2 protein-coding genes are annotated in these 10,920 nt (G+C 37.7%); both read right to left on the reverse strand.

Annotated features, from left to right (window positions below):
• Window positions 1-354: 354 nt before the first annotated feature.
• The gene (locus tag GXM17_RS19950; RefSeq protein ID WP_244307448.1) at window positions 355-1,329 is read right to left on the reverse strand and encodes a PorP/SprF family type IX secretion system membrane protein; all 975 of its coding nucleotides are present in this window, start codon (window positions 1,327-1,329) and stop codon (window positions 355-357) included.
• A gap of 43 nt (window positions 1,330-1,372) precedes the next feature.
• On the reverse strand, window positions 1,373-10,816 hold the full coding sequence (locus tag GXM17_RS19955; RefSeq protein ID WP_208796468.1) for a T9SS type B sorting domain-containing protein: 9,444 nt from the start codon (window positions 10,814-10,816) through the stop codon (window positions 1,373-1,375).
• Between the last annotated feature and the right edge of the window lie 104 nt (window positions 10,817-10,920).

The following is a 10,920-nucleotide window of genomic DNA, read 5'->3' on the forward strand; positions in this document are numbered from 1 at the left end:
TAAATTCGGATAAACTAAAAAATCGACAATTCAAAGAACGAAAACGTTATAATTTCACAAATAAATTCCTTTATTAAATATTAAACACAAATTTTCATGCGAATTAAGCTTTGTATCTCATACAAAAGTCTTGTTATAAGAAAATGGAGTTGAAAAATTAATAATTCGATGACGCCCTCGTACTTAAAAAAAACTACTTTAAAGTTTGATATTGCCTGTTGGCTTTCTAATCAAAATATATTATATAAAAAAACGAGCAATGATTTTTATTAACCATTACCCGTTTAAACTATTTGAAACAATAATTACTATAAAAAGAAATTCAAGTTCTGTTTTAATTCTTAGAACAGCGACTTAATCGTGAACCGGACTATCTGTACAAGGACAGCTGCTTAATGCCTGAAGGAAATCAAATCCAAGTGTAACAACATGTGTTCCTGAATTATAATATCCTAAATCATTAAACATTACCTGATAGGAATAGGCAAAATAAATCTTGGATTTCATAAAGCCTGCCATTGGCCCTAATGATAAAGGTTTTGGAAACTGGTCATTCAACATACGGTACGAAACACCAATCCAATAATATTCTTCATAGCGGTTATAACGTCTGTATTTAAAATTGATATCCGTTGCAGAACGTTTATCACTGGCAAAATACTGGTAAAAAACAGAAGGTTCATATTCGATGCGATTGTTTTCTGCATCTCTAAAGGTAAAACCAGTATATACCTGATAATTTGAAAGTAAATCTGGTTCAACACCTCTAAATTTGTTTGTGTTTTTCTTTAAAACATTATTAGCATTAAAACTCAGATAAAAGTTCTTGTTACGATATAAAGCACTTATATCAAAATTGTTATTCGAAACATAACGATCATTAGTAATAGAAGGATCTAAGACAGGATGTTCGATATCAGTTTCAAATTCATCTGTATCTATCCTAAAACTATTAAAGTTGTACGAAATACCAAAAGACATATATTGTTTAGAATAATAATCTAAGATAATATGATGCGCAAATGAAACCTTGGCACCTGTTTGTCTGGTATAACCATTTTTATCATTGTAAACAGATATACCAACTCCTGATCTGTCCAGAAGCCTGAAATCGACATAAGCAGACTGGTTGTCGGGTGCGTCTTTTATTCCGACCCATTGGGTCAGTCCGTTAAGCCTGATTCTGACATTGTCACCGATACCGGCATATGCAGGCGAAATCACAAAAGGGTTATCTGCCAAATACTGGGTAAACACTGGTAGGTTTAACTCCTGGCTGTAACCTGATGTTACAGCTAGGAGTACTAAGGATACTATTAATTTTTTCATTCTGATAATTTTTTTAGATAACATCATAGGGGCTATTATTTTGTTATCTGTATAAAGTGAAATGTCCAACAAACTCTCTATCATCTTTCTTATCATTTAGTTTAAGAACATACCAGTAATCACCTGTTGGCAATTCCTCGCCATTGTATTTACCGTTCCATTTTTGACCATAACGGTATTTGGCAATTTCACGACCGTATCTGTCAAAGATAGAGAACTCAAGGTTGTTGTAAATATTTGTACAACCAGGACCCCATTCGTCATAAAGACCATCACCGTTTGGTGTAAAGTAATTCGGGATACAAACATCAACATATGTCATAGGTACAATTAATTCAAAAGTACAGCCATTCTGATCTCTAACTATTACTTTATAATCTCCGGATTTGTAGATTTTGTATGTGTTAGAAGATGTAAAATCTTCTCCGTTGAAACTGTACATATAAGCTGGTGATCCACCTGATGCCGTAACCGAAATTACATTCATTTCCTGCTGACCCGGAGTTACAATCAAATTCAACGGGGCAATAGCTTTTATTACAAAATTAGCTGTTGGAACCTCGCAACCGTTCGTATGTCTAGCCATTACGAAGTGAGTTCCAGGAGCTACATTTGTAAAGATGTTGCTTGCCTGATAAGGAGCAATTCCGTCAAGAGCGTAATCAACATCTGCAAGGTTTGTAATACTTGGATCAACAGTAATTGTTACTGAATTAGCCGCAGCATTATTCACACAGTCATAATTAATTACATATTGTGGATCAAGTACAACTGCATCGTCCATTAGAACTTCCAGTTCGTAGGTACAAGCTTCAGCATCTTTAATGTAAACTATATGTCTACCTCCAGAAAGATTGTCAAAATCGAATCTTGTTTGTCCTACAGCGCCTGTAGTATATGTACCGTTTCTTACATCAAGGCTATAGCTATATGGACCAGTAGCACCTGTTATTTCTATACTGAAAGAACCATTTTTCTCGCCTTTACATTGTTCCGGCAACATCGTATCTGGAATAAGTGCAGCATATAAAGGTGTTGGCTCATTGATAACAAAATCTATAAAATGATAACAACCAGCTGAAGGATCCTGAACCAATACGGTGTAAGAACCCGGTTCTAAATTCGTAAATGTACCGTCATCAAAAAACTGATTCATGTTAGGAGATATTGCGTATATAGCTCCAGTTCCTCCTGTTGTAGTAATAACAACCTTTCCGTCTTTATTACCATTACAAGTTACGTCTGTTTTAACAAATGTACTCGCAAAAGCGTCAGTTGGTTCTGTAATTGGGATAACAGCTGAATCATACTCACAATCAACACTTACTACATGAACAGTATAATCTCCTGCAGCCAAATCTGCAAAGTTACCATCTGCTTTTGGTCCCTGAACGACTGCTTTTGTAACATCATTTATTAATGAATAAACATAGTTTCCTAAACCACCAGTCGCTGTAGCAACAATAACCCCTGTTGTATCACCTTTACAGTTAACAACAGCACTACGAACATCTACATCAACATCAAGCATTGGTAATTCTGATACATTAATTCCATTAGAAACAAATCCCACACAACCATTTGCATCTTTTACAAAATACTTGTACTCACCAGGAGTAACGTTGAATGTCATCGGAGATGATTCTGTAAATGAACCCAGAACAGTTGTAAAATTAGCATCAGTACTATAAGTATATGGTTCTGTACCGCCCGAAGCACTTAGCGTCAGACTATCCTGTGTTAAACAAGTAGCGTTGCCAGAATGAACTAACAATGGTGTAACAATTGTTGGCTCTGTAATTGTTATCTGAGCAGAAGTACCGCTACAAGTGAAACCATCAGTTACAGTTATACTATAAGTTCCTGCTCCTAATCCTGAGAAGCTTGGTAAATTTTGCGGACCTGAAGAAATTATTCCATCCATTGTAATTCTATTCAAGGTATAGCTATAGTTTTTACCTTCACCACCCGTTACATTAGTTGCTGTAATTGTAGCACTTTCGCTTCCATAACATGGTACAATAGTCATGTCTGGAGTAGCAACCACACTAATAGGAGTTGGTATTACCAATGAAACATTCACGCTTGCAATACACTGTTTAGAATCTCTTACTCGTATAATATAGTTTTCAGCAGTTAAATTAGTATAATCACGTGTTGTTGACCAAACAGACACCACACCCGTACTATTCTCTAACTGGAATTCATATGCACCAGACCATCCGCCAGTAGCAGAAACTGAAATGCTTCCGTCATTATTGCCTGAAATACAAGTAATAAGAGTGTGAGTTTCAGAAATCTCTAATCTCGCATCTGGCTGACCAATTACAAATGTAGTTGAAACAGTACAGAAAGGACTATCAATTAATGTTGCTGAAACTGTATATTCTCCAGCTGTTAAACCTGATAAGTCTAATGGTCCGGCTGTAGTGGTTGTTCCTGAACTTGCTACAGGACCAGATACTGTATAACTGAATCTTCCTGCTTCATCCGGATTTCCAATATTGTCAACCAAAGTAATAGATACTGAACCTTCATTTGAACCATAACACACTACATCACTTGTTTTAACAGCGTTTAAGTAGAACGTATTCGGCTCATTTACATAATGCGGTTTGTCTATACTACATCCCGTTACAGGATTTAATGCTGTGATAATATAATTTCCAACCGGAATACCTGTAAAGTTACCCGTTGTATTCGATGGGAATGAAACTGTTCCTTTTACATCTACCAAACTATACTGAATTCCGGCAACTGCAACTCCTGCAGCATCGACAGCTGTAGCTGTAATACTTTCCGCATTATTACATGTAATTGCTGTATTAACAACATTTATTTTGTCAATTGCAATATATCCATCAATTAGGATTGGCGCTGCATAAGTTCCCATACAACCGTTACTGTCATAAACATTTACTGTATAAGTTCCTCCTGCTAAATCATACTCCGTATACGTGTTTGAAGAACCTTTTTGAACCTGAGTACCGTTTTTAAAGAATTCATATACTAAATAGTTTCCTGAACCTCCCGTTACTCCTGTTGTTGGATCAACTGTAATCGTTGCGAAATTTGATGTGTTACCAGTAGTACAAACGAATTGAGAAACAGCAACACTATTCACTGCAATTAAAAGAGGTTCGTTTATAGTTATTGGTAATGTTTCTGAACATCCTCTTTCTGATCTAACCGTTATTGTATAATTTCCAGCAACCAGATTGTTAAATATATTAGAATCCTGTGGAGTTCCACCATTCAGACTATAAGTATATTTAGGATTATCATTAATACCAGGCGCTGGAGTGTCTATAATTGCTGTTATAGTACCATCATTGCCACCATTACAAGTTACATGTGTAGGATTTAAAACGAAGCCCGTAATTCTTGTAGCTGGTGTCAAATTGATTGGAACAAATACTTCACATAAAGTAGTCGTATCCTGAACCCCTATAATATGAGAACCTGAATGAACTCCTGTTAATGGTGTAGCTGCTCCAAAAGCACCTCCGTCAATGTTATAAATATAGTTTCCTGAACCTCCTGTTGTTGACACCTCTACAACACCATCACCATCTGTACAAGAAGGAGAAGTTGTAACTGTTGGAGTCAGAACTAATGGCTCAAGAATAGTAACCTGAGTAACAGCTGAAGAACAACCATTAGCATCTTTTACTGTTACATTATAGATACCAGGAGCATTAACAGTAATAACATTATTTGAATCAAAACTCACACCGTCTATGCTATACAACAATGCTGTACTAAATCCTGCTGCTGTAACAGTAATCTCGTATGTTCCTGTTGCACTTGGACATTGTGTAGGTACGGCACTAACAATGGTTGGGTTAAGATCCATCTGTATCAATTGAGTATTGGTAGCAGGACAATTATTGCTGTCTAATACATATACAACCCAGTTTACATCAGTACCATTACTTGTATCAACAGTTAACTGATTGCTTGCCACGAAACCTGTTGTTGGAGCTGGGTCACCTGCTTTTGCTACAGCATATCTGTAAGAACCTGTTCCTCCGGTAGCTGTAATAGTAATCGTAGCATTATCTTCATTACAATTGATATTTGTTGCAACTGAAGTTGAACTTAGAGCAACTGCTGGCTCATTAATTCTAAAGTTAACCTGAGCTGAACATCCCGAAACATTATCTGTAACTGTGAAAGTATAATTACCTTCAGCAAGGGTAGTGTAACTGATAACATCTCCACTCTGAGTAAATGAACTTATAGTTGTTGCACCCATTGTTAAATTAAATGTATAGCTGCCAGCAGTAATGTAATTAGAAACTGTAAAATTCGCAGATCCTGTATTATCACCTTTACAATACACATCGTTAATAATTTGATGCGTAGCTGATATTTTATCCGCTTCTTCAACCACAATTGCTTTAGTTGTGCTACATCCGTTGTTGTCTGTTACTTTTATAATGTAAGTATCAGCTACTAAGTTTGCAAAACTATTTGTTAAGCTTGGAGCAGTTGCTGCAGAAGCCGGTGAAATAATTTCATATCTATATGGTGCTGCTCCACCTGCTACTGCGTTAACAGTTACTGTAGCTGCATTTCCAGAAGTGTTACAATAAATAGGACTTGCTGATAAATCCATATCCGTTGGTGGTAAATATGGTGTTACAGCGGTAGTTCCTGTTATACGGCAACCGTTAGCATCAAGAACTACATAATTAATAGTTTGTGCAGTATTCACAGTAAATGAAGCTGATGTTTGGAAAGTAGATCCACCATCAAAACTGTATGTATAATCTGTAGTACCGCCAGTAGCTGTAATCGTTACAATTGCATCTTTAGCATTATTTGAAAGATCACATCCAAACGGCGTTACAGATGCAGTAGCTGCCAATAAGCCCGGCTCGGTGATCGTTACCGGAATCGCTATCGAAGCACATCCTTTAGCATCGGTTACAACAACCTCATAATCAGTTCCTGCAATAAGACCCGTATAAGCTCCTGTAGTATTACCTGTAGTGTTGGCTCCTGCTCCTGTCAATGCATAGCTGAATGGAGCAACTCCGTCTGAAGCCGTTACTGTGATCGTTCCGTTGCTCTCTCCATTACAGATTACAGCCGTTGGAACTGCAGAAGCAATTGGCGTTGCAGGTGTAGTCACAACTGCAGCATTAGTAGTTACTGAACAAACCGCCGCATTGCTGTCTGTAATAACAAATGTATAACTTCCTGCCGCTGAAACTGAAGCTGTAAAGCCTGAACCTGTTACACCTGTAACTGATCCTGTAACAACTCCGTCTACATACATCTGGTAAGTATATGGCGCAACTCCGTCAGTAATTACAACATCAATAGTAGCATCAACTGATCCTGCACAATAAAGGTCTTTTGTCAATGTAGCTGTTGCCAACAATTGTTTTTCAATCGTATAATTTACAAATGCCTCACAACCGTTATCATCCTTAATTCCTAGTTTATAGGTACCAGGCGATGTAAAAGTAGCTGTTGAAGTAGCAATTGCTGATCCGTCTACTGTATAAGACTTAACGTTGTTGTAAGTAGTCGTTAATGTACTTAAGTCAACTGTCAAGTTAGCTCCTGTGTAGCATTGTGCTGCCGGAACTGTTATTGCAGGTGGTGCATCGTTGGTGATCGTCACATTCTCAATATGGATACAGCCATTAGCATCTTTTACATAAACATCCCATGACAAGTCTGTCAGATTCGTATCTACTGTTAATACAGAACTGCTTGTGTAAGCTGTAGCAGCCGGAGCTGTAGCTCCTCCTGCTACAACTGCATACGTATAAGCGCCTGTGCCTCCTGTTACACCGCTAACGGTGATAGTTGAAATATCCTGTGAACAGAACACTTTTGTGCCAAATGCTGTAAAGGCAATCGGATCTGGCTCTGTTATTGTAACATCAGCATTTGCAGAGCAATGTGTTGTATTGTCCTCTACGGTTACTGTATAAGTACCTGCTGATAGTCCTGTAAGGGTAATTACATCTCCAGTGTGTGAAATCTGTCCTGATGCAACTGCTGGTGAAGTCACAACACTGTAATTGCCTGTGGCACTGAAACCTGTAACTGTAAACTGCGCTGAACCGTTATTGGTTGTTCCGTCTGCTGCATTACATGAAATATCATTTAGCATAATGCCTGCAATGGCAATTGGAGTTACCGGAGCAACTGTATAGTTTCGCTCGATGGAACAGCCATAGGCATCCGTTACTTTGAATAAATAGGTATCCGGTGCTAATCCTGCAAAAGTCGCATTAGTACCATTGTCAACTGTTATAGGTGAAATAATCTCGTATTTAGCCATAGGCGTATAACCTCCAGCTACAGTCAAAGTAATATCGGCAACATTGCCTGGACAAACCGGTGCTGTAGCAACAGCAAAAGTAATGTCTGTCAATGTTAAATATGGATCTACATTAATCGTAGCATCAAAAGTACAGCCATTGGCATCTTTTACATAGTAATGAATAGTCTGCATACTTCCGTTATCATTTACAACCAAAGTATTGTCATTGCTATACACAGATGATCCGTCAAAATTATAAGTGTATGGTCCTGTACCTGAACTTGCCGTTACCGTAACAACTGCTGGCTGTGGTACATTGCCAGTACTACATCCAAACGGCGTTACAGATGCAGTAGCTGCCAATAAGCCCGGCTCGGTGATCGTTACCGGAATCGCTATCGAAGAAGTATTGTCATTGCTATACACAGATGATCCGTCAAAATTATAAGTGTATGGTCCTGTACCTGAACTTGCCGTTACCTTAACAACTGCTGGCTGTGGTACATTGCCAGTACTACATCCAAACGGCGTTACAGATGCTGTAGCTGCCAATAAGCCCGGCTCGGTGATTGTAATAGGTCCTGAGCTTAACGTACAGTTTTTAGCATTACGAACCGTAACTACATAACTAGTACCTTGAGATAATCCTGCAAATACATTTGACGATTGGAAAATTCCACCATCCAATTGATACTCATAAGGTCCCACTCCTGAAGTCACATTTACTGTGATGGTACCATCAGCACCGCCATTACAACTTACATTTGTTACAGAAGTATTAAATACTGTCGTTGGAATCGGATCTAAGTCGAAACTAGTAGTTGTTTGACACAAAGTTGTGTTGTTACCATCTGTAACTCTAAAAACATAATTTCCTGCTGTAGTAGCATCATATGGATTAGTTGCTGCAACAAATCCTCCTCCATTAAACGAAACTTCGTAAGTATAATTCGACGCCGGAATTGTATTTCCTCCTGTCGCTGTCAAATTAATTACTGCTTCCGGATTTGTGGAACAATCTAACTCTTTAGTCAATGAAGCTGATAAATTTAACTTAGGATATACCTCAAAATCAACATTTGCTGTACATCCATTTCCGTCTTTAATTACTAAATTATAAGTACCAGCCGCATTAAATGTAAAACTTGGTGAACTTTGGAAAGCACTTCCATTTACACTATAAGTTGCTCCTCCTACAATATCAGGATCAACTGTTCCTGAAAAAGTAATAGTAAACGCTGTTCCATCATAACAAAGCGGAGCTACTGGCGGAGTAACTGTTGGTGCATCATCTGCATCTAATGTTACTGTGGCTGTTTTAATACATCCATAAGCATCTTTTGCGTAAACAATATAATTTCCTGTTACACTTGTTGCAAAAGTTGTATTTCCTGTCCAACCTGCAGTTGCTGCTGTTGGTGCTGTAGCTGTAGCTAATAAATACTGATATGTATAGGGTGCTGTTCCGTCTTTTGCCTGAGCAGCAATTACACCATCTTCATTACAATTTACATTTTTAATTTTTGAAGCTGTAACTGATAAATCAATAGCTGATTGCGTAATACTAAATGGAGCTGAAGATACACTACAACCTGCATTTGTTGCACCTGTATCTTCTGTAATTAAAACGAAATAATAACCAAATGGCAATGTACCAAAATTATTTACAGTTAATGATCCGGAAGCAGGAATAGTAGCACTTACTACACCTCCTATAGGCGTAACATTTTGAGAATTATAGATTTGATACTTGACTGGGGTATCTACACCATAAGTCTGATTCATTGTAAATGTTACATTACCGTCTGCAGAACCTTTACAAGTAATATTACTTCCCACTAAAGGATTAACCGTAATAGTAGAACTTGTTCCAATTGGAAACTCAGCTGTTTCATAATAGTAACATCCTGTACCTGTACCACCATGGACAGGAGCAGCATCATATACCACAAATGTATAAGTAACACCAGGTATTAAATTATTAAACGTTGTTTGTTTGCTTCCAGCCGGAGTTTCTGCCAACCAAGTACCAGTTGGATAAGAAGGTACACTACCGGTATATAAGCTAAAATAAAACGGACCTGTACCAATACTTGTATTCGAAGGACTAATAGCTACAACCGCAGATCCTAGTCCGGAACAAACTCCTGGAGCAGGAGAAACAGTAATATCTAGGTCATTCGGTGGTGACGCTACTAATACATTTTGAACCAGTTTTGAACAACCATTTGCATCAACTACATTAATTTGATATAAACCAAAATCAACTACATTAAAACTAACAGATGTAGTACCAGCATTATTTAATTCAGAATTGTTATAACCATTTACACCTGTTACAATATAATCATAAGGTCCTACGCCACCTGTAACGCTATCAACAATTACTGAACCTTTTGAAATACCTGCACCATTACAAGTTATTGGCACAGCATGACTTGCAACAACAATATCCAAAGGCTGTGCTATCGTAATACTTCCAGTATCTGTACAACCTTTAGCATCAGTTACTGTAATTGTGTAATTACCTGCTGCTAAACCAGAAGTCTGAGTTCCATAATTAGTTCCTGTTGTTGTATTCAATACGTTGAATACAAATGGAGCCAAGCCTTTTGTATTGTCTATAGTTATATTAATCGCTGCAGTATCATCTCCATTACAATTAATAGATTGTGTTTGAGCAATTCCGGTAATATCAGGATCAACAGTTGGAGTAACAACAATTGCTGTCGTTGTTGAAGCTGAACATAAGTTTGCATCTGTAACCGTGAAAGTATAGTTTCCAGGAGTATTCGTGGTAAATACATTTCCTGCAAAAGTACCGGTATTTGGAGAACTTGAATAAGTAAACGGACCTGCACCTCCTGTTGGAGTTACTGTAATTTGTGCAACTGCTGGTGCTGTACAAGTAATATCTTTATTTAAAACTGCACTTACCGTTAATTGTGGAGCTACAGTAACCGGATTACTATCAACAGTACAACCATTAACATCTTTTACACGAATAGTATATGTACCTACCGATGTTATTGTAAAAATATTAGATGCCTGATAGGAACCTCCTCCATTAATACTGTAAGATAAAGTTCCTGTTCCACCTGTTGCTGATGCAGTAATGGTGTATCCTCCTGGAGTACCTAAACAACCAGCTCCATTAGCAACAACTGCTGATGGGGCAGAATCCGTTTCAAGAGTCACATCAACTTTAACTGTACATCCGTTTAAGTCTTTTACCCAAACATCCCATTCTGTGTTGGTTGTCGGATTTAAATCCGCACTGTTACTTGCTACATAGTCCGCTG

It is taken from the genome of Flavobacterium fluviatile (assembly GCF_010645065.1).
Taxonomy (GTDB): Bacteria; Bacteroidota; Bacteroidia; order Flavobacteriales; family Flavobacteriaceae; genus Flavobacterium; species Flavobacterium fluviatile.